At 73.0% G+C, this 21,708-nt stretch carries 25 protein-coding genes, 1 tRNA gene and 2 pseudogenes; 16 read left to right on the top strand and 12 right to left on the bottom strand.

Going from position 1 to position 21,708, the window contains the following annotated elements; translation table 11 throughout:
• Nucleotides 1-3 precede the first annotated feature (3 nt).
• On the top strand, nucleotides 4-744 hold the full coding sequence (locus H0H10_RS07590; RefSeq protein ID WP_188180068.1) for a cobalt-precorrin-6A reductase: 741 nt from the start codon (nucleotides 4-6) through the stop codon (nucleotides 742-744).
• Here the strand turns inward: H0H10_RS07590 and H0H10_RS07585 are convergent.
• The 3 genes from H0H10_RS07585 to H0H10_RS07575 all read right to left on the bottom strand — a co-directional run bounded on the left by H0H10_RS07585 (nucleotide 731) and on the right by H0H10_RS07575 (nucleotide 2,701).
• Nucleotides 731-1,231 (bottom strand): hypothetical protein, encoded by a 501-nt coding sequence (locus tag H0H10_RS07585; protein ID WP_188180067.1) that lies wholly within the window; start codon nucleotides 1,229-1,231, stop codon nucleotides 731-733. The two genes, H0H10_RS07590 and H0H10_RS07585, sit on opposite strands and share 14 nt — an antisense overlap.
• 113 nt (nucleotides 1,232-1,344) lie before the next feature.
• On the bottom strand, nucleotides 1,345-2,118 hold the full coding sequence (gene cobF, locus H0H10_RS07580; protein WP_188180066.1) for a precorrin-6A synthase (deacetylating): 774 nt from the start codon (nucleotides 2,116-2,118) through the stop codon (nucleotides 1,345-1,347).
• Between the two features lie 67 nt (nucleotides 2,119-2,185).
• Nucleotides 2,186-2,701 carry a DUF309 domain-containing protein gene (locus tag H0H10_RS07575; protein WP_188180065.1) on the bottom strand — a complete coding sequence of 172 codons (516 nt, stop codon included), beginning with the start codon at nucleotides 2,699-2,701 and terminating at the stop codon, nucleotides 2,186-2,188.
• A 103-nt stretch (nucleotides 2,702-2,804) separates the two neighbouring features.
• Here H0H10_RS07575 and H0H10_RS07570 point away from each other — a divergent pair.
• Nucleotides 2,805-2,878 (top strand) — tRNA-Pro (locus H0H10_RS07570).
• A gap of 45 nt (nucleotides 2,879-2,923) precedes the next feature.
• On the opposite strand, the gene H0H10_RS07565 is transcribed toward H0H10_RS07570, so the two are convergent.
• Both H0H10_RS07565 and H0H10_RS07560 read right to left on the bottom strand, forming a co-directional pair.
• The gene (locus tag H0H10_RS07565; RefSeq protein WP_188180064.1) at nucleotides 2,924-3,361 is read right to left on the bottom strand and encodes an ankyrin repeat domain-containing protein; all 438 of its coding nucleotides are present in this window, start codon (nucleotides 3,359-3,361) and stop codon (nucleotides 2,924-2,926) included.
• Nucleotides 3,362-3,411: 50 nt separating this feature from the next.
• Nucleotides 3,412-3,855: a MarR family winged helix-turn-helix transcriptional regulator gene (locus H0H10_RS07560; RefSeq protein ID WP_188180063.1), complete on the bottom strand. Its 444-nt coding sequence runs from the start codon at nucleotides 3,853-3,855 to the stop codon at nucleotides 3,412-3,414.
• 125 nt (nucleotides 3,856-3,980) lie between these two features.
• On the opposite strand from H0H10_RS07560, the gene H0H10_RS07555 reads away from it, so the two are divergent.
• The 7 genes from H0H10_RS07555 (at nucleotide 3,981) to H0H10_RS07525 (ending at nucleotide 8,579) form a co-directional block, all read left to right on the top strand.
• Entirely contained in the window at nucleotides 3,981-4,535 is a 555-nt protein-coding gene (locus H0H10_RS07555) for a quercetin 2,3-dioxygenase (protein WP_188180062.1), read from the top strand.
• Nucleotides 4,536-4,541: 6 nt separating this feature from the next.
• Entirely contained in the window at nucleotides 4,542-4,688 is a 147-nt protein-coding gene (locus tag H0H10_RS07550) for a DUF1427 family protein (protein ID WP_188180061.1), read from the top strand.
• On the top strand, nucleotides 4,685-4,906 hold the full coding sequence (locus H0H10_RS07545) for a DUF1427 family protein (RefSeq protein ID WP_309141747.1): 222 nt from the start codon (nucleotides 4,685-4,687) through the stop codon (nucleotides 4,904-4,906). Before H0H10_RS07550 ends, H0H10_RS07545 begins: the two co-directional genes overlap by 4 nt.
• Nucleotides 4,903-5,901: an amidohydrolase family protein gene (locus H0H10_RS07540; protein ID WP_188180060.1), complete on the top strand. Its 999-nt coding sequence runs from the start codon at nucleotides 4,903-4,905 to the stop codon at nucleotides 5,899-5,901. Before H0H10_RS07545 ends, H0H10_RS07540 begins: the two co-directional genes overlap by 4 nt.
• 2 nt (nucleotides 5,902-5,903) lie before the next feature.
• Nucleotides 5,904-6,758 carry an alpha/beta hydrolase fold domain-containing protein gene (locus tag H0H10_RS07535; RefSeq protein ID WP_309141746.1) on the top strand — a complete coding sequence of 285 codons (855 nt, stop codon included), beginning with the start codon at nucleotides 5,904-5,906 and terminating at the stop codon, nucleotides 6,756-6,758.
• Nucleotides 6,759-6,843: 85 nt separating this feature from the next.
• Nucleotides 6,844-7,521: an NUDIX domain-containing protein gene (locus H0H10_RS07530; protein WP_188180058.1), complete on the top strand. Its 678-nt coding sequence runs from the start codon at nucleotides 6,844-6,846 to the stop codon at nucleotides 7,519-7,521.
• A gap of 71 nt (nucleotides 7,522-7,592) precedes the next feature.
• A complete protein-coding gene (locus H0H10_RS07525; protein ID WP_188180057.1) occupies nucleotides 7,593-8,579 on the top strand; it encodes an aldo/keto reductase in 987 nt (328 codons plus the stop codon).
• 24 nt (nucleotides 8,580-8,603) lie between these two features.
• Here H0H10_RS07525 and iolD read toward each other — a convergent pair whose 3' ends face one another.
• The 4 genes from iolD to iolC are packed head-to-tail and all read right to left on the bottom strand — an operon-like array spanning nucleotide 8,604 to nucleotide 13,257.
• Nucleotides 8,604-10,475, bottom strand: coding sequence for a 3D-(3,5/4)-trihydroxycyclohexane-1,2-dione acylhydrolase (decyclizing) (gene iolD, locus H0H10_RS07520; RefSeq protein ID WP_188180056.1), 1,872 nt, complete (start codon nucleotides 10,473-10,475; stop codon nucleotides 8,604-8,606).
• Nucleotides 10,472-11,365, bottom strand: a complete 894-nt coding sequence (gene iolB, locus H0H10_RS07515) for a 5-deoxy-glucuronate isomerase (RefSeq protein ID WP_188180055.1) — start codon at nucleotides 11,363-11,365, stop codon at nucleotides 10,472-10,474. The genes iolD and iolB overlap by 4 nt, the downstream gene beginning before the upstream one ends.
• Nucleotides 11,366-11,393: 28 nt before the next feature.
• Nucleotides 11,394-12,281, bottom strand: coding sequence for a Cgl0159 family (beta/alpha)8-fold protein (locus H0H10_RS07510; RefSeq protein ID WP_188180054.1), 888 nt, complete (start codon nucleotides 12,279-12,281; stop codon nucleotides 11,394-11,396).
• A gap of 13 nt (nucleotides 12,282-12,294) precedes the next feature.
• Nucleotides 12,295-13,257 (bottom strand): 5-dehydro-2-deoxygluconokinase, encoded by a 963-nt coding sequence (iolC, locus tag H0H10_RS07505; protein WP_188180053.1) that lies wholly within the window; start codon nucleotides 13,255-13,257, stop codon nucleotides 12,295-12,297.
• A gap of 221 nt (nucleotides 13,258-13,478) precedes the next feature.
• On the opposite strand from iolC, the gene H0H10_RS07500 reads away from it, so the two are divergent.
• Genes H0H10_RS07500 through H0H10_RS07485 form a run of 4 tightly spaced genes read left to right on the top strand, consistent with a single transcriptional unit; the run spans nucleotide 13,479 to nucleotide 17,405 of the window.
• Nucleotides 13,479-14,498, top strand: coding sequence for a sugar ABC transporter substrate-binding protein (locus tag H0H10_RS07500; protein ID WP_188180052.1), 1,020 nt, complete (start codon nucleotides 13,479-13,481; stop codon nucleotides 14,496-14,498).
• Nucleotides 14,498-15,574, top strand: a complete 1,077-nt coding sequence (locus tag H0H10_RS07495; protein ID WP_188180051.1) for an ABC transporter permease — start codon at nucleotides 14,498-14,500, stop codon at nucleotides 15,572-15,574. Before H0H10_RS07500 ends, H0H10_RS07495 begins: the two co-directional genes overlap by 1 nt.
• A gap of 6 nt (nucleotides 15,575-15,580) precedes the next feature.
• Nucleotides 15,581-16,501 (top strand): ATP-binding cassette domain-containing protein, encoded by a 921-nt coding sequence (locus H0H10_RS07490; protein WP_188180050.1) that lies wholly within the window; start codon nucleotides 15,581-15,583, stop codon nucleotides 16,499-16,501.
• Nucleotide 16,502: 1 nt separating this feature from the next.
• Nucleotides 16,503-17,405 carry a sugar phosphate isomerase/epimerase family protein gene (locus H0H10_RS07485; protein WP_188180049.1) on the top strand — a complete coding sequence of 301 codons (903 nt, stop codon included), beginning with the start codon at nucleotides 16,503-16,505 and terminating at the stop codon, nucleotides 17,403-17,405.
• 14 nt (nucleotides 17,406-17,419) lie between these two features.
• Here the strand turns inward: H0H10_RS07485 and H0H10_RS07480 are convergent, their stop codons facing one another.
• Complete coding sequence (locus H0H10_RS07480) at nucleotides 17,420-18,589, bottom strand: Gfo/Idh/MocA family protein (RefSeq protein ID WP_188180048.1); 1,170 nt, start codon at nucleotides 18,587-18,589, stop codon at nucleotides 17,420-17,422.
• A 91-nt stretch (nucleotides 18,590-18,680) separates the two neighbouring features.
• Nucleotides 18,681-19,028: a cupin domain-containing protein gene (locus H0H10_RS07475; protein ID WP_188180047.1), complete on the bottom strand. Its 348-nt coding sequence runs from the start codon at nucleotides 19,026-19,028 to the stop codon at nucleotides 18,681-18,683.
• A 207-nt stretch (nucleotides 19,029-19,235) separates the two neighbouring features.
• On the opposite strand from H0H10_RS07475, the gene H0H10_RS07470 reads away from it, so the two are divergent.
• The 3 genes and pseudogenes from H0H10_RS07470 to H0H10_RS07460 all read left to right on the top strand — a co-directional run.
• Nucleotides 19,236-19,886: a GntR family transcriptional regulator gene (locus tag H0H10_RS07470; RefSeq protein ID WP_188180046.1), complete on the top strand. Its 651-nt coding sequence runs from the start codon at nucleotides 19,236-19,238 to the stop codon at nucleotides 19,884-19,886.
• 46 nt (nucleotides 19,887-19,932) lie between these two features.
• Nucleotides 19,933-20,074 (top strand): annotated as a pseudogene (locus H0H10_RS07465) (PIG-L family deacetylase); the annotation flags it as partial.
• Nucleotides 20,071-20,454 (top strand): annotated as a pseudogene (locus H0H10_RS07460) (VOC family protein); the annotation flags it as partial. The pseudogenes H0H10_RS07465 and H0H10_RS07460, both read left to right, overlap by 4 nt.
• A 179-nt stretch (nucleotides 20,455-20,633) precedes the next feature.
• Here the strand turns inward: H0H10_RS07460 and H0H10_RS07455 are convergent.
• Entirely contained in the window at nucleotides 20,634-21,596 is a 963-nt protein-coding gene (locus H0H10_RS07455) for a bile acid:sodium symporter family protein (protein WP_188180045.1), read from the bottom strand.
• Nucleotides 21,597-21,708 lie beyond the last annotated feature (112 nt).

Below are 21,708 nucleotides of genomic sequence, written 5' to 3'. Positions count from 1 at the left end.
GCCATGTCCCCGCATGTGCTGATCCTCGGCGGCACCGCCGAGGCCCGCCGTCTGGCCGCCACGCTGGCGGCGCGGCCCGGCGTCCGCGTCACCACTTCGCTCGCCGGCCGCGTCACCAGGCCGGGAGCCCTCGAAGGGGACGTCCGCATCGGCGGCTTCGGCGGGGCCGGGGGGCTGGCCGCCTGGCTGCGCGCCGAGCGGGTGGACGCCCTCGTCGACGCCACGCACCCCTTCGCCGAGCGGATCACGGCGAACGCGGCCCGGGCCGCCGCCGACACCGGCGTACCCGCGGTGGTCCTGCGCCGCCCCGGCTGGCGGCCCGGCGACCGTGACCGCTGGCACCCGGTCCCGTCCCTGTCCGCGGCCGCCGGCCTGCTGCCGGACCTCGGCCGCCGGGTGTTCCTGACCACCGGGCGGCTGGGTCTCGCGGCCTTCGCCCATCTGACGGAGCTCCACTTCGTGGTGCGGTCGGTGGAGGCCCCCGAGCCGCCCCTGCCGCCGGACACACGGGTGCTGCTGGCGCGCGGCCCGTTCACCGTGCCCGATGAGACGGCCCTGCTGTGCGAGCACCGCATCGACGTGCTGGTGACCAAGGACAGCGGGGGAGAGGCCACGTCGGCCAAACTCACGGCGGCCCGCGACCTCGCCCTGCCGGTGGTGGTCGTGCGCAGGCCGCCGCTTCCGGCGGGAGTGAGCGCGGTGCCCGACGTGCCCGGTGCCCTGGAGTGGCTCAGCGGTCCGTGACGGAGGCGCGCATGCGGTCCACGGCGCGCAGCACCTCGTGCCGGTTCTTGGCGCTCTTGACCCAGGCGGGCAGACGGGCCACGTACGTCATCTTCCGGCCGTGCTCGTGCCACGGGTCCCGCTCGCGCAGCGAGGCCGCGACGAACCGTCTCAGCAGGGTCAGCTGGGCGAGGTCGTAGGCCCACAGGCGGCCGTGCCGGGTCTCCGTCTGCAGCCACAGCGGGAGATGGAAGTACGGGTCGCGCGCGACCGCCCGGGAACTGCCGGAGAACACGGCCGACCTGCCCCGCCAGGTCCGCGCGTGCCCGCACGCGCGGCAGACGAGGCGGCGCGGAGCGAACAGTGCGCCCCGGGTGCCCTCCTCGGCGTCCGCGAGGGCCTGGACCCGGGCGATCCGGTCGCAGCGCGGACAGTGGACGAGTACCGAACCGGTGAAGTCGTCGGGGGTGCTGAGCGGGTCACGGAAGCGGACCGGGGCAAGTGACATGCCCCCATTGTTCTGTTCCGGCCGGATGGTCCGCATCCGGATTGTCACCCACATGGTCACGATCGCGTCGGTGGCCCGGCCACACCGTGCGGGGGCGGTCCGGCCGGGTCCGCCTACCGGTCCCCGGGGTTGCGCCGCAGCAGGTAGGTGTCCATGATCCAGCCCTTGCGCTCCCGGGCCTCGGCGCGCAGCCGCTCGATGCGCGGGGCCGCCTCGGCGATCGGGCCGGAGACGAGGATCTCGTCCGGGGTGCCGATGTAGGCGCCCCAGTAGATGTCGATGTCCTCGTCCGCGTACTGACGGAAGGCCTGGTGGGCGTCGAGCATCACCACGACGTCGTCCACGCCGTCGGGGAAGCCCTCGGAGAGCCGCCGGCCGGTGGTGATCTGCACCGGGCGCGCGACCCGGTTCAGCCCGGTCCGGTGCCGGGCGACGAGCGCGGAGACACTGCTGACGCCGGGGACCACGTCGTACTCGAACTCCACCGTGCCCCGGTCGAGGATCTCCTCCAGGATGCCCAGCGTGCTGTCGTACAGCGCCGGGTCGCCCCACACCAGGAACGCGCCGCTCTCGTCCTCGCCCAGCTCCTCGGCGATCAGCCGCTCGTAGATCCCGGCGCGGGCGCTGCGCCAGTCACCGACGGCCGGCGAGTACGCCGCGCCGCCCGCGGTCCGGTCCCGCTCGGGATCGCGCGCCTCGACGACGCGGTAGGTCCCCTCCGGTACGTGCGCGTCCAGCATGTCGTGCCTCAGCCGCACGAGGTCCGCCTTCACCTCGCCCTTGTCCAGGACGAAGAACACGTCCGTGCTCCGCAGCGCCCTGACCGCCTGCAGCGTCAGCTGCTCCGGGTCGCCCGCGCCGATACCGATGACATGAATCTTCCGCACGCCCAGAGTCTGCCGTACGCCCCCAAGGACGCGGGGGGCGGGCTGCCCTCGGCCAGGACCGGATGTCTCAGCCCCGCAGCCGCGGCGCCCGCGCCCCCGCGTCCACGGGTTCGCCGCGCTCCACGTCCCGCGCCAGGTCCCGGGCCCACGCCGCGACCGCGCCGAGATCCAGCCCGTACGGCCGCCCCCGCCCGGCCGGCGACACCGCCCACTCCTCCACCGCCCCGGCCCCGCGCCGCAGCAGCCGGGCGCCGCCCGTGGCGTTGCCCCGGGCCGCATGGGTCAGCCCGACCGCGAGCTGGGCGAGGCCCCGCCACAGCTCCCGCTCATGCCCGGGGCCCGACTTCCAGGCGTCCTCGAAGACCTCGTGCGCGTGGAACGGCTTTCCCTCGTCCAGCAGCCGCTGCGCCTCGGCGACCGTGTCCTCGGGGGCGCGCACGACGCCCTCCGGCTGGCGGGGGACACCGGCCGCGCCGTACGGCAGGGGCCGCCCGAGGCCGTCGCGCGGCCGGGCGTTGCGGGCCCGCCCTTCGTCGTCGCGGTCCCGTGCGGCCGGAGGTCGGTTCGGGGATGTGCTGTCCATGGGGCGATTGTCCCTCTTTCCCCGCCCCCTTTCGGCGTGGCCCGCGGTGTGGGGTAAAGTGCTGTTCGCGTGATCGCGCGGGGCTCGCCCCGCGGTGAGGCACCGGGACGTGGCGCAGCTTGGTAGCGCACTTGACTGGGGGTCAAGGGGTCGCAGGTTCAAATCCTGTCGTCCCGACGGTGCGAAGGGTCTTCGCGGGCGGAAGCCTGTGAGGGCCCTTTTTCATGCCCTGGGAAGCCGTGGCAGCCTGCGGGCCCCGGCCGCGACGAGCACGTCCACGGTCTCGGGGTGCGGGCCGTGCGCCGCCCATTCGAGGGGTGACCGGCCCGTGCCGTGATCCTCCCGGAGGTTAGGGTCGGCGCCGTGCTCGATGAGCGCGCGGACGGTCTCGGTGTGCCCCCAGCAGGCCGCCCCGCACAGGGGCGTGCCCTCCGAGCCGATGCCGCTCTCCGTGTCGGGCGAGGCACCGGCTGCCAGCAGCAGGCGGACGATGCCGGCGGAACCGTTCACGGATGCCTGGTACAGCGGCGTCGTGCCGGCGGCGTCGGCCGTCTCGGCCGGCGCTCCGGCCCGCAGCAGCGCCCTGACCTGCGCGATGTCGTCGACCAGTGCGGCGCCGACGAGCCGCTTGGACAGCTTCTTCCGTCGTCGTCTGTTCACGCCGGGTCAGCCTACGCGGGCCCTGCCGCGGCCCCGCCGGCTCCGGCTGCTCACGGGGCCTCCACCACGGGCGGTTCCCCGCGCGGCAGGGTCAGGGCGGTGCGCAGGGCCGCGGCCGCGTCGGTGCCGATGCGGTCGGCCAGGGCCTCCTCGATGACGGTGAGGGTGGCCTGGGCGCGGCGGTGGACACGGGCGCCCTCAGGGGTGATGCGGATCAGACGGCTGCGTGCGGAGGCCGGGTCAGGGATCTGTTCCAGCAGGTCCAGGGCGAGCAGACCGTGCACGGCCTGGTGGGCGGTCTGGCGGGTGACGCCGAGGCGGCGGGCGAGTTCGGAGACGGTGGTGCCGTCCGGGTCCAGTACGGCGAAGACCTGGCCCTGGGCGCTGCTCAGCGGCTGCTCGCCGGCCGCTCGCATGCTGGCCGTCAGCGCGTCGTCGAACCAGCGCTTGGCGCCGGCCAGCAGCAGGGGCAGGTTCTGTGCGGCTTCCGTCATGACTCCTCGGGTTCCTCGGTCATGAGCATACGGGGCGTGTCGGTGGTGCCCTCCCAGGATTGTCAGGTAGCCTGACGTAACAGATGTCAGGTTGCCTGACATTACATTTCGGCCGGAGGTTCCCCATGACCATCGAATTCGCCAGGCGCTCCCACTCCCTCATCCCCGCCGAGCCGGGCAAGCCGTACTTCATCGAGAAGGGCATGGGCGACCGGGCCCACCTCTTCGGTGACCTGTTCACGATCTACGCGGGCGGCCCGCAGACCGAGAACACCTTCAACTTCTTCACCTGCGACGGCCCGAAGGGCGACATCATCCCGGCGCACTCCCACCCCGACACCTACGAGGTCTTCTTCGTCACCCAGGGCGCCGTCCGCCTGTTCGTGGAGGACCTGGAGGGCGAGCAGACGGAGAAGCTGCTCACCGTCGGCGACTTCGGCTTCGTCCCGAAGAACTGCCCGCACGCCTACCGCATCGAGCGCCACCACAGCCAGATCGTCGGCGTCGCCGCGGGCCCCGGCGGCACCTTCGAGCGGTTCTTCGAGACCCTCGGCACCGACACCGACGAACTCGGCCTGCCGCGCCGCCCGTACGTGCCCGAGCCGCAGAAGTTCGGCACCGTGCTGCAGCAGTACGACGTGACCTTCCTGCCCGACCACCAGTGGCGCACGGGGAGCTGAACCGCGATGGCGTACCTGCAGGCGCTGCTCGCCGGCGCCCTCGTGGGCGCGCTGTACGCCGCCCTGAAGGTCAGGTCCCCGGCGCCCCCGCCGGTCGCCCTGTGCGGCCTGCTGGGCATGCTCGCCGGCCAGGCCCTGCTGGAGGCGCTGTGAGGTCCGCCCTCGTCCGCGCCCGCCGCCCGGCCCTCGGCCTCGCGGCCGGGCTGCTGATGGGGGCCGTCTACTGGGCCCTCGGCATCACCTCGCCCGCCCCGCCCCTGACCGGCCTGACCGGACTGCTCGGCATCGTCCTCGGCGAGCGCGCCACCACCTGGGGGCGCGGCCGGCTCGCCGCCCTGAGACAGCACCACCGGAGGGAAGACACCCCATGACCGCTCCCGAAGAGGCGTCCGGACTCGTCGACGTCCACGCCCACTTCGTCACCGACTCCTACGTGCGCCAGGCCCGGGCCGCCGGTCACGAGCTGCCCGACGGCATGCCCGCCTGGCCCGGCTGGTCCGCCGAGGCCCATCTGGAGCTGATGGACCGCAACGGCATCGTCACCTCGTTCCTGTCCGTGTCGTCGCCCGGCGTGCACTTCGGCGACGACGCGGCCGCCCGCCGCCTCGCCCGCGAGGTCAACGAGGACGCCGCCCGCGTCGCCGCCGCACGCCCCGGCCGCTTCGGCTTCTTCGCCTCCCTGCCGCTGCCGGACGTGGACGGCGCCCTCGCGGAGATCGCCCACGCCTTCGACGAGCTCGGCGCCGACGGTGTGGTCCTGGAGACCAACACCCACGGCGTCTACCTGGGCGACGGGCGCCTGGAGGCGGTCTTCGCCGAGCTGGGCCGCCGCCGCGCCGTCGTCTTCCTGCACCCCACGTCACCGGCGTGCTGGGAGCAGACTGCGCTCGGACGGCCACGGCCCATGGTCGAGTTCATCTTCGACACCGCCCGCACCGTCACCGACCTGCTCATGGCCGGCACCCTGGACCGCCACCCCGGCCTGGAGGTGATCGTCCCGCACTGCGGCGGCGCGCTGCCCGTCCTCGCCGACCGCGTCAACGGCTTCATGAAGCTCTTCCAGCCCTCCGCCGACGGCGGCGCCCCGGACGCGGTGGAGCAACTGCGCCGCCTCCACTACGACATGGCCGGCCCCGCCTTCCCCCGCCAGATCCCCGCGCTGCTCTCCCTGGTCGAGCCCGACCGGCTGCTGTACGGCAGCGACTACTGCTGGACCCCGGCGCACGGCGTGGACGCCCACGTCGCCGCCGTGGACGCGGCACCGGCACCCGTGGCGGACGCCGACTGGCGGTCCCTGACGACCGCCAACGCCCGCAGGCTGCTGCCACGCCTGGCCCGCCGCCCGCACCGGACGCCCGAGGAGTGAGCGTGCACCCCGGCCTCGCCCCGTTCCCGGCCCCGCCCGACCCCGCCGGCCTGCCCCTGCCGCCCGCCGCGCACCCCGCCGACGGCGTACGGCTGCTGCGCGCGGTCCCCTACGCCGTCCGCGACGGCAGCCGGCCCCTCGAACTCGACCTGTGGCTCCCCGGCGAGCCGCCCGCCACGCCCCCGCCGGTGATCCTCTTCGTGCACGGCGGTGCCTGGCGCACCGGACTGCGCGACGACCTCGGCCCCCGCTTCCGCACCTGGCGGCCCGGCCCCTTCGCCCGTCTCGTCCGGGCCGGGTTCGCCGTCGCCGCCGCCGACTACCGGCTCAGCGGCGAAGCCGTCTTCCCGGCCCAGCTCGACGACCTCACGGAGGCGCTGGCGTGGTTGCGCACCCGCGCCGGCGACCTCGGCATCGACGCCGGACGGGTCGTCCCCTGGGGCGAGTCCGCGGGCGGTCACCTCGCCGCACTGCTCGCCCTCACCGCCTCCCCGACGCCGCGCGGCTGTGTCGTCTGGTACGGCGCCACCGACCTCACCGCCGCGCCGCCCCGCACCCCCGAGGCGGCCCTGCTCGGCGCCCCCGCCGCCGACGTGCCGGACCTCGCCCGGGCCGCCAGCCCGGTCGCCCGGGTCGCACCGGGCGCGCCCCCCTTCCTGATCCTGCACGGCGTCCGGGACACGGTCATCCCCGTCACCCAGGGGGAGGCCCTGGCGTCGGCCCTGCGGGCGGCGGGCTCCGAAGCCGTCCTCCGGACCGTCCCCGGTGCCGACCACCTGTGGACCGGGGCCGCCGAACAGGACGTCGAGGAGTGCTTCACCGCCTCGGTGGACTTCGTACGGAGGCGGACGCGGTGATAGGCGGACTTCGTACGGAGGCGGACGCGGTGATAGAAGCGGGCATGACCAACTTGCCCCGCCCCGCCCGTCCGGGCGGCACCCGATGACCGCCGGCGTCGACACCCCGGACCGCCGGGGCCGTACCGGACTCGACCGGACCGGCCGCGACCTCACCCGCAATCCCCGGGTCAAGGTCCGGGACGTGAAACTGCTCTCCAGTCACTGGTACGTCGAGCGGACCACCACCTTCGACATCCAGCGCGCCGACGGCACCTGGAGCACCCAGGAGCGCGAGACCCACGACCGCGGCAACGGCGCCACCGTGCTGCTGTACGACACCGAGCGCGGCACCGTGCTGCTCACCCGGCAGTTCCGGTTCCCCGTGTACGTCAACGGGCACCCCGACGGGATGCTGATCGAGACGCCCGGCGGGCTGCTCGACGACGAGGACGAGCACCCCGAGGCCGCCGTGCGGCGCGAGGTGATCGAGGAGACCGGGCACACCGTCGGCGAGGTGCGGCACGTCTTCGACGTCTACATGAGCCCCGGCTCGGTCACCGAACGCGTTGCTTTCTACGCCGCCGCCTACGGCCCGTCGACCCGCACGCACGAGGGCGGCGGCCTGGACGAGGAGGGCGAGGACATCGAGATCCTCGAACTGCCCTTCCGCCGGGCCATGGAGATGATCCGCACCGGCGAGATCGCCGACGCCAAGACCATCATGCTGCTCCAGTGGGCGGCGCTGGAGGGTCCGTTCGCGGACTCCTCCGCGAGGACTTGACCTGGAGCGCACTTCAAACCGGAGACTCCCCTTCGTGCCCGGACGACCGGGTACGAAAGGGGAGGACCACCATGAAGTACCGCACCATCGGCACCGATCCGGCCCACCGTCGCGAGGTGAGCGTGCTCGCGCTCGGCGCGATGTACTTCGGATCGCTGACGGACGAGAAGACCTCCTTCGCCGTGCTCGACCGCTATGTCGAGGCCGGCGGGAACTTCATCGACACGTCCGACAACTACGCCTTCTGGGTCGACGGCGGCCAGGGCGGCCAGAGCGAGGAACTGCTCGGCCGGTGGCGGCGCAGCCGCGGCATCGGCGACGAGGTCGTCATCGCCACGAAGGTCGGCGCCCGCCCGCTCGCCCCCGGCACCAGCTACACCGACAACGCGGAGGGCCTGTCGGCGAAGACGATCCGCGAGGCCGCCGAACGCAGCCGGGAACGGCTCGGCGTCGCGAAACTGGACCTGCTGTACGCCCATATCGACGACCACACCGTGCCGCAGCGCGAGACCGTCGAGGGCTTCGCCGAACTGGTCGCCGAGGGCACCGTCGGGCTGCTCGGCGTCAGCAACCAGGCGATGTGGCGCGTGGAGCGGGCCCGTGCGCTGGCTGCCGCCGCCGGACTGCCCGGCTACGAGGTGCTCCAGTACCAGCACAGCCATCTGCGGCCCCGCTACGACGTGCCCAGCGACCTCTTCCCGGACGGCAGCCTCGGCCACGCCGGGCCCGAACTGCTCGGCTATCTGCGGGCCGAGCCCGCCCTGACCCTGGTCGCCTACTCGCCGCTGCTGGCCGGTGCCTACGTCCGTGACGACAAGCCGCTGCCGCCGGACTACGACCACCCGGGCACCCCGGCCCGCCTCGCGGCGCTCCGTGACGTGGCCCGGGAGACCGGCGCCACCGTCGGCCAGGTCGTCCTCGCCTGGCAGATCGGCGGCGAGCTGCCCGTCGTTCCGCTGGCCGGGGCGTCGTCCGTGGCGCAGCTGGAGGAGAACCTGGCGGCGGTGGACCTGGAGCTGACCGCGGAGCAGCGGGCCCGGCTGGACGCCGCCCACTGACCCCACGGCCGCCGCCCCGGCGCGTCACAGGTGGTGGCGGCGGCCGGCGACCGCGCGGTCGTAGCGCTCGCGGGCCGCGGCCACGGCCTCGCGGGCGGACACCTCCGCCACCGGCACGTCCCACCACGCCTCGGCCGGGGGAGCGGCCGGCGCCGGATCGGTCTCGACGTACACGCAGGTCGGGCGGTCCGCGGCACGGGCCGTGGCCAGGGCCTCGCGCAGCTCCCGTACCGTCTTGGCGCGCAGCACCGCCATGCCCAGGCTGGCGGCGTTGGCGGCGAGGTCGACGGGCAGCGGCGCGCCGGTGAAGGTACCGTCGGGGGCCCGGTACCGGTAGGCGGTGCCGAAGCGCTCGGCGCCCACCGACTCGGAGAGGCCGCCGATGGAGGCGTAGCCGTGGTTCTGGACCACGACCAGCTTGACGGGCAGCCTCTCCTGCACGGCGGTGACGATCTCCGTCGGGTTCATCAGGTAGGTGCCGTCGCCGACCAGGGCCCACACGGGCGTACCGGGCGCGGCCTGCTGGACGCCGAGCGCGGCCGGGATCTCGTAGCCCATGCAGGAGTAGCCGTACTCCAGGTGGTACTGGTGCGGGGACCGGGCCCGCCACAGCTTGTGCAGGTCGCCGGGGAGCGAGCCGGCCGCGTTGATCACCACGTCCTCGTCGCCGACGACCGCGTCCAGCGCGCCGAGGACCTGCGTCTGGGTCGGTACCGCGCTGTCGTCGCCGGCGCGGTAGGCGGCCTCGACGACCTCTTCCCAGCGCTCCTTGCCACGCCGGTACTCGGCCTCGTAGGCCGGGTCGACCCGGTGGCCGGCGAGTGCCCGCGTCAGTTCGGTGAGCCCGGTCCGCGCGTCGCAGACCAGGGTGCGGGCGGCCAGCTTGTGGGCGTCGAAGGCGGTGACGTTGAGGTTGAGGAAGCGCACCTCCGGGTGCTGGAAGAGGGTGCCGGACGCGGTGGTGAAGTCCGTGTAGCGGGTGCCGACGCCGATCACCAGGTCGGCGGTGCGGGCGAGGTCGTCGCTGACGGCGGTGCCGGTGTGGCCGATCCCGCCGAGGTCGCCGGGATGGTCGTGGCGCAGCGAGCCCTTGCCGGCCTGGGTGGAGGCGACCGGGATGCCGGTGGCCTCCACCAGCGCCCTGAGCGCGTCCTCGGCCTCGCTGTGGTGGACGCCGCCGCCCGCGACGATCAGCGGGCGCCCGGCGGCCCGGATCGCGGTGACGGCCTCGGCCAGTTCCGCCGGGTCCGGCGCGGGGCGGCGCACGCGCCAGACGCGGTCGGCGAAGAACTCCTCCGGCCAGTCGTACGCCTCGGCCTGCACGTCCTGGGGCAGGGCGAGGGTGACGGCCCCGGTCTCGGCCGGGTCGGTGAGCACGCGCATCGCCCGCAGCGCCGAGGGGATCAGGGCCTCGGGGCGGGTGATCCGGTCGAAGTACCGGGACACCGGCCGCAGGGTGTCGTTGACGGACACGTCGGCGGCCGACGGGTGCTCCAGCTGCTGGAGCAGCGGGTCGACGGCGTGCGAGGCGAAGTAGTCGCCGGGCAGCAGCAGGACCGGCAGCCGGTTGATCGTGGCGAGCGCGGCGCCGGTGACCAGGTTGGTGGCGCCGGGGCCGATGGACGTCGTCACGGCCTGCGCGGACAGGCGGTTCAGCCGGCGGGCGTGGCCGACGGCCGCGTGCACCATGGCCTGTTCGCTGCGGCCCTGGTGGTACGGCATCACGTCGGCGTACTCGACGAGTGCCTGGCCGAGTCCGGCGACGTTGCCGTGGCCGAAGATGCCCCAGGTGCCGGTGATCAGCCGGTGCCGGACGCCGTCCCGTTCGCTGTACTGGGCGGCCAGGAAGCGCACCAGGGCCTGGGCGGTCGTCAGACGGAGGGTGGGGGCGCTCATGCGGACCTCTCCGGGGCGGTGTAGAGGGGGAGACGGGGGTCGACGGGCCGGTCCGGCCAGGTGTCGCGGATCCAGGCGTGGTCCGGGTGGTCGCGGATCAGCCAGGCGCGTTCGGGGTCCGGGCCCGCCATGACGTTGAGGTAGTACATGTCGTGGCCGGGCACGGCCATCGACGGCCCGTGCCAGCCGTCCGGGATGAGGACGACGTCTCCGTCGCGCACCTCGGCCAGCACGTCGGTGCCCCGGCCCCGCCCGGACGGGGAGACTCGCTGGTAGCCGAGGCCGGGGACGCCGTCGTGGCCGGCGAACTCGTAGTAGTAGATCTCCTCCAGCACCGACTCCTCGCCCGGCCGGTGCTCGTCGTGCTTGTGCGGCGGGAACGACGACCAGTTGCCGCCCGGTGTGATCACCTCGACCGCGATCAGCCTGTCGCACGCGAAGACGTCCGCCGCGCCGAAGTTGTTGACCTGGCGGGAACAGTTCCCGGTGCCGCGCAGCTCCACCGGCACCGAGGACGCGGGACCGTACCGGGCGGGCAGGCGGCGGGTGCAGCGGGCGCCGGTGAGTGCGAACCGTCCGCCTCCGTCCGAGCTCACGGTCGTACGGGAGTCGCGGGGCACGTACGCGAAGTCGCTGACGCCGCCGAACACGCTCTCGCGCCCGGTGAGCCGGAAGGTGTGGTGGCCGAAGTCGTCTGCCGTGGCGACCCGGCAGCCGCCGCTCAGCGGCAGGACGATCCACTCGCTGCCGCCGCTGTCGAAGGTGTGGGCGCCGCCCGGCGGGAGGTTCAGCACGCGCAGGGCGCAGTGGCCCCAGCCGGCCGTCTCGGGCGTCACGTCCACGGCGTACGCGCCGCCGGCCGCCTTGCCCGCGGGAAGGTGATACGTCATCGCCTCGTCGTCCTCTCCCTGTCGTCCGTCACAGCAGTCCGACGGCCGTGTCCACCGCCTCCTCCACACTGCCCTCGGCCGGGTAGAGCAGCGACCGGCCGGCGACCAGGCCCTGCACGGTGGGCAGCCGCAGGGCCTTGCGCCAGCGCTCGTAGGCGGCGGCCTGGTCGCCGGGGGAGCCGCCGACGTCGCCGCCGAGCAGGACCGCGGGCAGCGTGGAGGTCTCCAGGACCTCGCCCATGGCGTCCGGGTCGTGGGTGACGGGGAGCTTCAGCCACGTGTAGGCGGAGGTGCCGCCCAGGCCCGAGGCGATGGCGATGGAACGGGTGACGGCCTCGGCGGACAGGTCGTTGCGGACCCGTCCACCGACCCGGCGGGTGATGAACGGCTCGACGAACACCGGCAGTTCGCGCGCCGCCATCGCGTCCACGGCACGGGCACCGGCCTCCAGGGTGGCCAGTGAACCCGGGTCGTCGTAGTCGATGCGCAGCAGCAGCTTGCCCGCGTCGAAGCGGAGCCGGGCTATGTCCTCGGCACGGTGGCCGGTGAAGCGGTCGTCGAGCTCGAAGGCCGCGCCCGCGAGGCCGCCGCGGTTCATCGAGCCCATGACGACCTTGTTCTCCAGCGCCCCGAGCAGCAGCAGGTCCTCCAGCACGTCGGCGGTGGCGAGCACCCCGTCGACGCCGGGCCGCGACAGCGCGGTGCACAGGCGCCGCAGCAGGTCGGCCCGGTTGGCCATGGCCAGCGCGCGGTCGCCGACGCCGAGTGCGCCGCGCGCCGGGTGGTCGGCAGCCACGATCATCAGGCGGCCCGTGCCGCCGATCAGCGGGCGGCGCGTGCGGCGGGCGGCCGCCTCGGCGATCGCCTCCGGGTGCCGGGCTCTGACCGCGGTGAGATCGGGGATGGTGAGGGACACGACGAAGCTCCGTTCAGGGAGTGGCTCGCGCGAGCAGGCCGTCGATCTCGGCCTCGGTGGGCATCGCGGACGAGCAGGCGAGACGGGAGGCGACGAGGGCGCCCGCCGCGCCCGCGTACCGCATGGTCCGCTCCAGCTCCCAGCCGGACAGCAGACCGTGGCAGAGCGCTCCGCCGAACGCGTCGCCCGCGCCGAGTCCGTTCACCACCTCCACCGGCACCGGCGGCACCTCGGCCGACCGGCCGTCGCGGTGCACGGCGAGGACGCCCTCGGGGCCCTGCTTGACGACGGCCAGCTCCACGCCCGCCGCCAGCAGCGCCTCGGCGCAGGCCCACGGCTCGCGCACGCCCGTGGCGATCTCGCACTCGTCGAGGTTGCCGACCGCGACGGTGGCGTGCCGCAGCGCCTCGGCGTAGTGGGGCCGGGCCTGGCCGGGGTCGGTCCAGAACATCGGGCGCCAGTCCAGGTCGAAGACCGTGGTGCCGGAGCGGGCCCGGTGGGCGACGGCGGCCAGGGTCGCCGTACGGCTCGGCTCCTCGCTCAGACCGGTGCCGGTGATCCAGAAGATGCGGGCCGCGCGGATCGCGGCGAGATCCAGCTCCTCCGGGTGGATCTCCAGGTCGGGGGCCTTGGGCCGGCGGTAGAAGTACAGCGGGAAGTCGTCCGGCGGGAAGATCTCGCAGAACGTGACGGGGGTCGGGTAGGCGGCGACCGGGGTGACCCAGCGGTCGTCGACCCCGAACTCCTTCAGGGCCTGGTGCAGATAGCCGCCGAACGGGTCGTCGCCCGTGCGGGTGATCAGCGCCGCGGTGCGGCCGAGGCGGGCGGCGGCGACCGCGACGTTGGCCGCCGACCCGCCGAGGAATTTGCCGAAGGTCTCCACCCGGGCCAGGGGTACACCCGTCTGCAGGGGGTAGAGATCGACCCCGATGCGGCCCATCGTGATCAGATCGAAGTGCCGGGCTGACTCGGCCATGCGGGACGCTCCTCGGGCTGGACGGGGCCTGCCGCCTCCCAGGTGTAGGACGCGGAAGCGACCGTGTCAACACTTTGTACTAACATTCTGACCAACTCCTGAAATGATGTCTTGACAAAGTATTGACAGCGGGCTCGTCAAGGGCTTGTATCCGGTCCCAGCGCAACAGTCGTTCTTCCCTCGGCACACGGTTCCCCGTCGCACAGTGAGGTGCAGGAAAGATGGACCGCTCTTCGCACGCCCGCTCCCGCAGACTCGCCCCCGCCGTGGCCCTGGCAGCGGCGGCGGCCCTGGCCCTCGCCGGCTGCTCCAGCGGATCCGGGGGCAAGAAGTCCGAGGACAAGGGATCGGGCGCGCCGGCGGGGAAGGCGGACACACCCCGTATGACGGTCGCCCTGGTCACCCACCAGGCGCCCGGCGACACCTTCTGGGACATCGTCCGCAAGGGCGCCGAGGCGGCGGCGGCGAAGGACAACGTCAAGCTCGTCTACTCCGCCGACCCCAACGCCGGCAACCAGGCCAACCTGGTGCAGAACGCCATCGACCAGAAGGTCGACGGCATCGCGGTCACCCTGGCCAAGCCGGACGCCCTCAGGAGCGTCGTCGACAGGGCCACGAAGGCCGGCATACCCGTCGTCGGCCTCAACTCCGGCCTGGCCGACTGGAAGAAGCTCGGCCTGCTGGAGTTCTTCGGGCAGGACGAGAGCGTGGCGGGAGAGGCGTTCGGCAGGAAGCTGAACGAGGTCGGCGCCAAGAAGGCCGTCTGCGTGATCCACGAGCAGGGCAACGTCGGCCTGACCCAGCGCTGCGACGGGGTGAAGAAGACCTTCGCGGGCACGGTGGAGAACCTCTACGTCAACGGCGCCGACATGCCGTCCGTCAAGTCGACCGTCACCGCCAAGCTGAAGCAGGACGGCGCCATCGACCACGTCGTCACGCTCGGCGCCCCCTTCGCGCTGACCGCGGTGCAGTCGGCGGACGAGACCGGCGGCAAGGCGAAGGTCGCCACCTTCGACCTCAACGAGCAGCTGACCGGCGCCATCCAGAAGGGCGACATCGAGTTCGCCGTCGACCAGCAGCCCTACCTCCAGGGCTATCTGGCCGTCGACGGCCTGTGGCTGTACCAGAACAACGGCAACTACAGCGGCGGCGGTGAACAGCCGGTGCTGACCGGTCCGGCCTTCGTCGACAAGTCCAACGTCGAGGCGGTGGCCGGGTTCGCCGCGAAGGGCACCCGGTGATGAGCCGGACCGAGCCCGCCGAACCGGCGGTGGGCGCGCCACCGGCTGCGGGCCCCGTCGGGTCCGGCGGGCGGACCCGGCAACGCCCCCCGGCGCTCCGGCTGCTCGCCCGGCCCGAGGTCGGGGTGTTCCTCGGCGCCCTGGCCGTGCTCGTGTTCTTCCTGATCGCCGCGCCCTCGGTCCGCCAGGGCGGCTCGATGGCGACGGTCCTCTACCAGTCCTCCACCATCGGCATCATGGCGCTGCCCGTCGCCCTGCTGATGATCGGCGGCGAGTTCGACCTGTCGGCCGGCGTCGCCGTGGTCACCTCGGCGCTGACCGCGAGCATGCTCAGCTACCAGCTGACCGTGAACGTCTGGACGGGTGTGCTCGTCGCCCTCCTGGTCTCCCTCGGAGCCGGGGCGTTCAACGGCTGGATGCTGGTGAGGACCGGGCTGCCGAGCTTCCTGGTGACACTCGGCACCTTCCTGATCCTCCAGGGCGTGAACCTCGCGGTCACCAAGCTGGTCACCGGCAACGTCGCCACCGACGACATCAGCGACATGGACGGCTTCGACCAGGCCAAGGCCCTCTTCGCCTCGTCGTTCGGCGTCGGCGGCGTCCAGGTGAAGATCACGGTGGTGTGGTGGCTGGTCTTCGCGGCGCTGGCCACCTGGGTGCTGCTGCGCACCAGGTACGGCAACTGGGTCTTCGCGGTCGGCGGCGACCGTGAGTCGGCCCGCGCGGTCGGCGTGCCCGTGACCTTCACCAAGGTCACGCTGTTCATGCTGGTCGGCTTCGGCGCCTGGTTCGTCGGCATGCACCAGCTGTTCTCCTTCAACACCGTGCAGTCCGGCGAGGGCGTCGGCCAGGAGCTGATCTACATCGCCGCCGCCGTCATCGGCGGCTGCCTGCTGACCGGCGGCCACGGGTCGGCCGTCGGACCCGTCTTCGGCGCGTTCATGTTCGGCATGGTGAACCAGGGCATCGTCTACGCGGGCTGGAACCCCGACTGGTTCAAGGCGTTCCTCGGGGTGATGCTGCTCGGAGCCGTCCTCGTCAATCTGTGGGTCCGCCGTACGGCGATCCGGAGGTGAGCGGAAATGACCAGCGAGACCACCGGCACCCACGCGACCGTCCGCGAGGACACGGCACCCGGGGCGGACCGCCCGGTCGTCGAACTGCGCGGCGCCGGCAAGACCTACGGCACCATCCGCGCCCTGCACGGCGTCGACCTCGCCGTCCACCCCGGCCGGGTGTCCTGCGTGCTCGGCGACAACGGTGCCGGCAAGTCCACCCTCATCAAGATCATCTCCGGGCTGCACCGGCACACCGAGGGCGAGTTCCTCGTCGACGGCGCGCCGGTGAGCTTCTCCAGCCCCCGCGAAGCCCTCGACCGCGGCATCGCCGCCGTCTACCAGGACCTGGCGACCGTGCCGCTGATGCCGGTGTGGCGCAACTTCTTCCTGGGCTCGGAGCTGACCAAGGGCACCGGGCCCTTCCGCCGCCTCGACATCGCCCGGATGAAGCGGACCGCCGACGAGGAACTGCGCACCATGGGGATCGTCCTGGACGACCTGGAGCAGCCCGTCGGCACCCTCTCCGGCGGCCAGCGCCAGTGCGTGGCCATCGCCCGCGCCGTCCACTTCGGCGCCCGCGTGCTCATCCTGGACGAGCCGACCGCCGCGCTCGGCGTCAAGCAGTCCGGCGTGGTGCTGAAGTACATCGCCGCCGCCCGCGAACGCGGCCTGGGCGTCATCTTCATCACCCACAACCCGCACCACGCCTACATGGTCGGCGACCACTTCAGCGTGCTGCGCCTCGGCACCCTCGAACTGTCCGCCGCCCGCAGCGAGATCACCCTCGACACCCTGACCCACCACATGGCCGGCGGCGCCGAACTGACCGCCCTCAAGCACGAACTGGCGCGGGTCGGCGGCGTGGACGTCGACGAACTCCCGGAGGATCCGGAGCCCTCCGTACAGCAGCCCGCCGCGTCCGACCCCGTCGAAGGGAAGTCCTGACATGCCCCCTGTCCTGGACCGCATCCGGGTCGGCTCGGCCCCCGACTCCTGGGGGGTCTGGTTCCCCGACGACCCCCGCCAGGTGCCCTGGGAACGCTTCCTCGACGAGGTCGCCGAGGCGGGCTACGAGTGGATCGAGCTGGGCCCCTACGGCTACCTCCCCACCGACCCCGCCCGGCTCGCCGACGAGGTGGGCAGGCGCGGCCTCAGGGTCTCCGCCGGCACGATCTTCTGCGGACTGCACCGCGGCCCCGCCGAGTGGGAAGCCACCCGGGAGCAGGTCGGCCGGGTCGCCGCCCTCACCCGGGCCATGGGCGCGGAACACCTCGTCGTCATCCCGTCCTTCTGGCGCGACGACCGGACCGCCGCGATCCTGGAGCCCCCGGAGCTGACGCGCGAGCAGTGGTCCCACCTGACCACGGGCATGGAGCGGCTGGGCCGCGAGGTGAAGGAGACCTACGGCCTCGACATCGTCGTCCACCCGCACGCCGACACCCACATCGACACCGAGGAGCACGTCGAACGCTTCCTCGACGCCACCGACTCCGACCTGGTCGGCCTCTGCCTGGACACCGGCCACTACGCCTACTGCGGCGGCGACAGCGTCAAGCTGATCGAGACCTACGGGGAGCGCATCGGCTATCTGCACCTCAAGCAGGTCGACCCGGAGATCCTGGCCGGGGTACGGGCGGACGGGGTGCCGTTCGGTCCGGCCGTGCAGCGAGGGGTGATGTGCGAACCGCCCTCCGGCATCCCCGAACTGGAGCCGGTGCTCAGGGCGGCCCAGGGGCTGGGCGTGGACCTGTTCGCCATCGTCGAGCAGGACATGTACCCGTGCGAGCCGGACCGGCCACTGCCCATCGCGGTGCGCACCCGCCGGTTCCTCCGGTCCTGTGGTGCGTGACCCGTGCCCCGCTCCTACCGGTACGGCTGCGGGGGCACGTCGACCCAGGCGCGGCGCTCGGCCGACCGCGCCATGGCCTCCAGTACGACCGCGCTGTGCACGGCGTCCGCGAGCGTGGTGCCGTACGCGGTGCCCTCGGCGATGGAGCGCAGGAAGCGGTGGGCCTCGATGACCTTCAGGTCGTCGTAGCCCATCGCGTTCGCGGCGCCGGGCTGGAAGGCGGCGAAGTCGCCGTCGCCCGGGCCGGCGTAGACGGTGCTCACCGGCTGGTCCTGGTAGGCCGTGCCGCGGCTGACGCCCAGCTCGTTCATCCGGCGGAAGTCCCAGAAGACCGCGCCCGTCGTGCCGTGCACCTCGAAGCCGTAGGTGTTCTGCTCACCGACCGAGACCCGGCAGGCCTCCAGGACACCGCGGGCACCGGAGGCGAAGCGGAGCAGGCAGCCCACGTAGTCCTCGTTCTCCACGGGGCCGGGTTCGCCGCCCGCGGCACGGGCGTGGCCGGTGGTCGCGGCGGTGGGGCGGGCCCGCTCGGGCAGGAAGACCGCCGTGTCGGCGGTCAGGGACGTGATGTCGCCGAGGAGGTACCGGGCCAGGTCGGCGCCGTGCGAGGCCAGGTCGCCGAGCACCCCGCTGCCACCCCGCTCCCGCTGGTAGCGCCAGGTCAGCGCGGACTCGGGATGGGCGGCGTAGTCGCTGAACAGACGGATGCGGGCGTGCGTGACGGTGCCGATCCCGCCGGAGGCGATCAGCTCCCGGGCCGTCTCGACGGCGGGCGCGTTGCGGTAGTTGAACCCGACCGCGCCCTGCACCCCGGCCTCGGCGACCGCGTCCGCCACCGCGCGGGCGTCGGCGACGGTCAGGCCGACCGGCTTCTCGATCCAGATGTGCTTGCCGGCCTCGGCCATCGCGACGCCGATCTCGCGGTGCAGGAAGTTCGGGGCGGTGATGCTCACCGCCCGGACACGCGGATCGGCGGCCACCTCGCGCCAGTCGCGGGTCGCCGAGGCGAAGCCGAACTGCTTCGCCGCCTCCTCGGCCAGGCCCGGCACCTCCTCGGCCACCGTCACCAGCTCCGGGCGCAACCCCAGCAGCGGGTAGTGGTGCCGGACGCGGGCGTACGCCCGGGTGTGCACCCGGCCCATCCAGCCGAAACCGACGACGGCGACACCGAGCGCATCCACCATGAGAACCCCTCGCTGGACCCGTCCCTCTCTGCCCGAACCACCCTGGGCGGACGGTCTCATCCTGTCAACCATTTGACAGGACATGGCCGGGCTACCCGAGGTTGATCGCGTACGCCTTCCGCAGTGTCTCGTGCACCGTCCACGTCGTGCGGTCACCCTCCCGCAGGACGGCCATGTCACCGGGCCCTACGGTCAGCGTCGGGCCGCCCTCCACCTCGATGGTGGCCGATCCGCCCAGCACCACGAACACCTCGTCCGCCTCGGTGTCGGTGACGACGCCGGGGGTGATCTGCCAGATCCCGAGCACCCGGCGTCCGTCCGCCGACTCCCACACCACCTTCCCGGTCACTTCGGGGGTGCCGGACACGATCTGTGCGGGGGAGAGGGGCTCGGGTTCGAGCTCGGCGTCGGGGACGTGCACAACGAAGCTTCGGGTCATGCGGCGACGCTAACCGGGGCGTGGGCCGCCTCGGGGACGACAGAGTGTGGTGAATCCGGCGGGGTGCGCGGACACTTCGTCGCCCCCGCGCCACCACCGGGCGGAGCGGAACACCGGCCGCGTCACCGGCGATACGGCAAACAAAATGGTTGACAATCCTGTTTGGCTGGATTTACGTCCGACAGGCACTCACTCAGGGAGGGCGACATGCCGGAACAAGCGCGTCCGAGCACCGGGGAGCAGGCGAAACAGCTTGCGCTCGGGCAGCTGCGGCAGGCGATTCTGCGCGGCGAGATGGCACCGGCCCAGCGGCTGGTGGAGAACGAGCTCGCCGAGCAGTTCGGCGTGACCCGGGCCAGCATCCGGGCCGCCCTGATCGATCTGGAGTCCCAGGGGCTCGTGGAGCGGATCCGCAACCGTGGTTCACGGGTGCGGGTGGTGACCGTGGAGGAGGCGGTCGCCATCACCGAGTGCCGCCTGGTCCTCGAAGGGCTGTGCGCGGCGAAGGCGGCCGTGGCCGTCAGCGACGAGCAGCTCGCCGAACTGAAGGAGCTGGGCGCGGCGATGCGCAAGGCCGTGGCCGGCGGCGAGCCGCTGACCTACTCGGACCTCAACCACGAACTCCACGCCAGGATCCGGGAGTTCTCCGGCCAGCGGACGGCCGTGGAACTGCTGGAGCGGCTCAACGCCCAACTGGTGCGCCACCGCTTCCAGCTGGCGCTGCGCCCGGGACGTCCGCAGCAATCCCTGAACGAGCATCTGGCCATGATCGAGGCGATCGAGGCCAGGGACCCGCAGGCGGCCGAGGCGGCCGTCTGCGCCCACCTCACCAGCGTGATCGAGGCGCTGCGCGACTGACCGCGCACCGAGGCGGGCGCCCCCTGTCCACCAAGGAGAAGCATCGATGACGCACGGCAACGCGCCCGCCGCCGCCCCACGTTCCACACTCGTCGTCACCGCGCACGCGGGGGACTTCGTGTGGCGGGCAGTCGGCGAAGGCCTGGCGCGAGGGGAAGACGGTGGAGGAGATCAAGGTGCTGCGCCGTCCCGCTGGCTGACGTTCACCGACAAGTCCTACGACGTCGTCTGCACCGAGGACTGGACCGGCTCCTTTGGCCGGCTGCACCACATCGCCTTCGCGGCCGGCACCCGCGAGGACATCCTGCGCGCCGCCGACCTCGCCATCGACACCGGCGTGTTCATCGAGACCGGCCCGCACGAGCACGCCGTCCAGCAGACGTTCTTCCTGTACGTCTACGAGCCCGGCGGCAACCGCATCGAGCTGTGCAACCCGCTCACCCGCCTGGTGCCGGCGCCCGACTGGCCGCTGGTCACCTGGACCGAGGCCGAGCGGGCCAAGGGCCAGGCCTGGGGGCTGAAGACCATCGAGTCCTTCCACACCCACGGCACGCCGCCGGTCGCCTGACAGGGCCCACCCCCTCCAAATTGTTGCTGAGATTGTCAACAGAGGCATTGACACTCAACGACGCCGGGCTGGGACAAGGCGGGTGCGGTCTTCACGCGAGTTCCTTCCTCGGCCGGCCGGCACGCGCCACGGGCGTGTCACGCCAGGCCAGTCGAAGGGGGCGTACGGCGGTTGACGGATCAGTGCCGCCGCCGGGACAGCCAGGCGGCGGCCAGGGCGCCGGAGATGTTGTGCCAGACGGAGAAGACCGCGGCCGGGAGCGCCGCCAGCGGGCTGAAGTGGGCGGTGGCCAGGGAGGCCGCGAGCCCGGAGTTCTGCATGCCGACCTCGAAGGCCATGGCACGGCTCGCCGGTTCACCGAGCCGGCCGATCCGTCCCGCGCCGTAACCGAGTGCCAGGCCGAGTCCGTTGTGCAGCACGACGGCCACGAACACCAGCCCCGCCGCCGACTTGATGGCGTCGGCACTGCCCGCCACCACCACGGCCACGATCACCGAGATCGTCAGCGCGGACAGCCAGGGCAGCACCGGCAGCGCCCGCTGCACGTACCGGCCCGCCAGGAGCCGCACGACGAGGCCCGCGAGGACCGGGAGCAGCACCGTCTTGAGGATGTCGGTCACCATGGACCCGGCGTCGACCGGCAGGTACTCACCGGCCAGCAGCAGCGTCAGCGGCGGCGTGACCAGAGGGGCGACGAGCGTGGAGACGGTGGCGACGGAGACGGACAGGGCGACGTCACCGCGCGCCAGGAACGTCACCACGTTGGAGGCCGTGCCGCTGGGGGCGCAGCCCACGAGGATCACGCCCGCGGCGAGCTGCGGCGGGAGCTGGAGGAGATGGGCGACGGCCCAGCCGAGCCCCGGCATGATGACGTAGTGCGCGACCAGCCCCAGCGCCACGGCCCAGGGGCGCTTGGCGACGCCCCGGAAGTCCTCCGGGGTCATGGTGATGCCCATGCAGAACATCACGACGCCCAGCAGGTACGGCACCGCCTCGCCCCAGCCGGCGAAGCTCCCGGGGAGCAGCAGGCCGAGGGCGCCGGCCGCGAGGACGAGGAGCGGGAAGACGGTGACGGCGCGCCGCGCGGAGCGGTCGCCGGTGACATCGGCGTTGCTGAGGTGTTCGGGTTCTTCGGTACGCACCGTGCGAGGTAACGCCCGGTGGAAGGAGGGACGCAAGGCCGTCTCGCGATGTGATCATCGGGCCGGCCCGCGGCGCCGGCCGGCTCAGTCGCGGCCCGTCCGGTCCTCGTCC

Source organism: Streptomyces griseicoloratus (assembly GCF_014534645.1).
In the GTDB taxonomy this organism is placed as follows: domain Bacteria; phylum Actinomycetota; class Actinomycetes; order Streptomycetales; family Streptomycetaceae; genus Streptomyces; species Streptomyces griseicoloratus.
Note: the sequence above shows the minus strand (reverse complement) of the source record. Positions and strands in the feature narration are given on the sequence as shown.

Bases quoted from the DNA above. Each gene is read 5' to 3' on its own strand.
- iolD (WP_188180056.1), bottom strand. From the start codon at position 10,475: ATGAGCGCCCCCACCCTCCGTCTGACGACCGCCCAGGCCCTGGTGCGC.
- iolB (WP_188180055.1), bottom strand. From the start codon at position 11,365: ATGACGTATCACCTTCCCGCGGGCAAGGCGGCCGGCGGCGCGTACGCC.
- H0H10_RS07530 (WP_188180058.1), top strand. From the start codon at position 6,844: ATGACCGCCGGCGTCGACACCCCGGACCGCCGGGGCCGTACCGGACTC.
- H0H10_RS07540 (WP_188180060.1), top strand. From the start codon at position 4,903: ATGACCGCTCCCGAAGAGGCGTCCGGACTCGTCGACGTCCACGCCCAC.
- H0H10_RS07485 (WP_188180049.1), top strand. From the start codon at position 16,503: ATGCCCCCTGTCCTGGACCGCATCCGGGTCGGCTCGGCCCCCGACTCC.
- H0H10_RS07490 (WP_188180050.1), top strand. From the start codon at position 15,581: ATGACCAGCGAGACCACCGGCACCCACGCGACCGTCCGCGAGGACACG.
- H0H10_RS07585 (WP_188180067.1), bottom strand. From the start codon at position 1,231: ATGTCACTTGCCCCGGTCCGCTTCCGTGACCCGCTCAGCACCCCCGAC.
- H0H10_RS07550 (WP_188180061.1), top strand. From the start codon at position 4,542: ATGGCGTACCTGCAGGCGCTGCTCGCCGGCGCCCTCGTGGGCGCGCTG.
- H0H10_RS07555 (WP_188180062.1), top strand. From the start codon at position 3,981: ATGACCATCGAATTCGCCAGGCGCTCCCACTCCCTCATCCCCGCCGAG.
- H0H10_RS07500 (WP_188180052.1), top strand. From the start codon at position 13,479: ATGGACCGCTCTTCGCACGCCCGCTCCCGCAGACTCGCCCCCGCCGTG.
- H0H10_RS07480 (WP_188180048.1), bottom strand. From the start codon at position 18,589: ATGGTGGATGCGCTCGGTGTCGCCGTCGTCGGTTTCGGCTGGATGGGC.
- H0H10_RS07525 (WP_188180057.1), top strand. From the start codon at position 7,593: ATGAAGTACCGCACCATCGGCACCGATCCGGCCCACCGTCGCGAGGTG.
- H0H10_RS07475 (WP_188180047.1), bottom strand. From the start codon at position 19,028: ATGACCCGAAGCTTCGTTGTGCACGTCCCCGACGCCGAGCTCGAACCC.
- H0H10_RS07495 (WP_188180051.1), top strand. From the start codon at position 14,498: ATGAGCCGGACCGAGCCCGCCGAACCGGCGGTGGGCGCGCCACCGGCT.
- H0H10_RS07470 (WP_188180046.1), top strand. From the start codon at position 19,236: ATGCCGGAACAAGCGCGTCCGAGCACCGGGGAGCAGGCGAAACAGCTT.
- H0H10_RS07575 (WP_188180065.1), bottom strand. From the start codon at position 2,701: ATGGACAGCACATCCCCGAACCGACCTCCGGCCGCACGGGACCGCGAC.
- iolC (WP_188180053.1), bottom strand. From the start codon at position 13,257: ATGGCCGAGTCAGCCCGGCACTTCGATCTGATCACGATGGGCCGCATC.
- H0H10_RS07560 (WP_188180063.1), bottom strand. From the start codon at position 3,855: ATGACGGAAGCCGCACAGAACCTGCCCCTGCTGCTGGCCGGCGCCAAG.
- H0H10_RS07590 (WP_188180068.1), top strand. From the start codon at position 4: ATGTCCCCGCATGTGCTGATCCTCGGCGGCACCGCCGAGGCCCGCCGT.